At 70.4% G+C, this 1,615-nt stretch carries 2 protein-coding genes; both read left to right on the top strand.

Annotation, left to right across the window (positions count from 1 at the left end; genetic code table 11):
• Positions 1–44 precede the first annotated feature (44 nt).
• A complete protein-coding gene (locus D7W79_RS41870) occupies positions 45–938 on the top strand; it encodes an undecaprenyl-diphosphate phosphatase (RefSeq protein WP_120530739.1) in 894 nt (297 codons plus the stop codon).
• 14 nt (positions 939–952) lie between these two features.
• Complete coding sequence (locus D7W79_RS41865) at positions 953–1,576, top strand: NUDIX hydrolase (protein ID WP_120530738.1); 624 nt, start codon at positions 953–955, stop codon at positions 1,574–1,576.
• The last annotated feature ends 39 nt before the right edge of the window (positions 1,577–1,615 follow it).

Genomic DNA, 1,615 nt, shown 5'->3' with positions numbered 1-1,615 from the left:
GCGGGGCAGGGGGGCAGGGCATATCCCTGACCGCCACGCCCCCTATGAGCCTGCTTGAAGCCATCGTCCTGGGTCTGGTCCAGGGTCTCACGGAGTTTCTGCCCATCAGCTCCACCGCGCACCTGCGCATCACGCCGGAGCTGTTCGGCTGGCCTGACCCGGGCGCCGCGTACTCGGCCATCATCCAGCTGGGTACGGTGGCCGCGGTGCTCATCTACTTCCGCAAGGACATCGTCGCGCTGGTGAAGGCGTTCGTCGTGGGGCTGGTGAAGCGCGACCCGTTCGGCACGCTGGAGGCGCGGCTCGCGTGGTTCGTGGGCGTGGGCACGCTGCCCATCGGCATCTGCGGGCTGGCGTTCAAGAAGGTCATCGAGACGCAGTTCCGGTCGCTCTACGTCATCGCGTTCAGCCTCATCGTGCTGGCCATCGTGCTGTTCGTCGTGGAGCGGCGCGCGTCGCACCAGCGCACCGTGGCGGACATGACGTGGAAGGACGGCATCATCATCGGCCTGTGGCAGGCGCTGGCGCTGGTGCCGGGCTCGTCGCGCTCCGGCACGACGCTCACGGGCGGCCTGTCGCTGGGGCTCAAGCGCGAGGACGCGGCGCGCTACTCGTTCCTGTTGTCCATCCCGGCGACGACGCTGGCGGGCATCTTCGAGCTGAAGCACCTGCTGGAGGCCACGGAGCGTCCGTCGACGGTGGCACTGGTGGTGGGGACGCTGGTGGCCTTCCTGTCGGGCATGGCCGCCATCGCATGGCTGTTGAGCTTCCTGAAGCGGCGCACCACGCTGGTGTTCGTGGTGTACCGCATCGCGCTGGGCCTGGTGCTGCTGGGGCTGTTGCAGGCGAGCATCCTCAAGCCGATGTCCGGCGTGGAGAACCTGTCCACGCCCGACGCCCCGACGAAGCCGCCGGTGGAGAAGCAGGTCACGGATTGAGGAAGGGGGAGGTCGTGCGTGTGCAGGCCCTGTTCGATGCGCTGGAGACGCGGCTGAAGGCGAGGCCGGCGCGGACCTTCGAGTGGAAGGGCCGGGCGCTGCGAGAGGCCGCGGTGCTCCTGCCCCTGTTCGAGCGGGAGGGCGTGCCCTACGTGGTCTTCACCCGGCGGCCCGCCACCCTCCGCACGCACGCGGGGCAGTACGCGTTCCCGGGCGGCGGACAGGAGGCGCGGGACGTCACGCCGCTGGAGACGGCGCTGCGCGAGACGGAGGAGGAGCTGGGCATCTCGCGCGCTGGCGTGCGGATGCTGGGCCTCCTGGACGAGACGCCCACCACGTCCGCGTACCGCATCCGTCCCTACGTGGGCGTCATCCCGGGGGACGGGAAGTACGTGCCGAACCCGGTGGAGGTGGACCTGGTGCTGGAGGTGCCGCTGGTGCGCCTGCTGGACCCGGCCATCGTCCGCGTGGAGCGGCACACGTGGGAGGGGATGGAGCACGACGTGCACTTCTACACGCACGGCGAGCACGTCATCTGGGGCGCCACGGGGCGCATCCTGCGCAACTTCCTGCAGTTCGTGGCGGAGGTGCCGGGCATCCAGGGGCTCCTGGACGCTCCCCCGCCTGCTGGGCACTGAGTCACGGAGCCCATGCGGGCGGGCGGCCCGGGCGGGAGG

Origin of the sequence: Corallococcus exercitus, from assembly GCF_003611585.1 — a bacterium.
Lineage (GTDB): Bacteria > Myxococcota > Myxococcia > Myxococcales > Myxococcaceae > Corallococcus > Corallococcus exercitus.
The sequence above is the reverse complement of the archived record's forward strand: the minus strand, read 5'-3'. Positions and strand labels throughout refer to the sequence as shown.

Excerpts from the sequence above, each read along its gene's own strand:
- D7W79_RS41870 (WP_120530739.1), top strand. The coding sequence starts at position 45 with ATGAGCCTGCTTGAAGCCATCGTCCTGGGTCTGGTCCAGGGTCTCACG.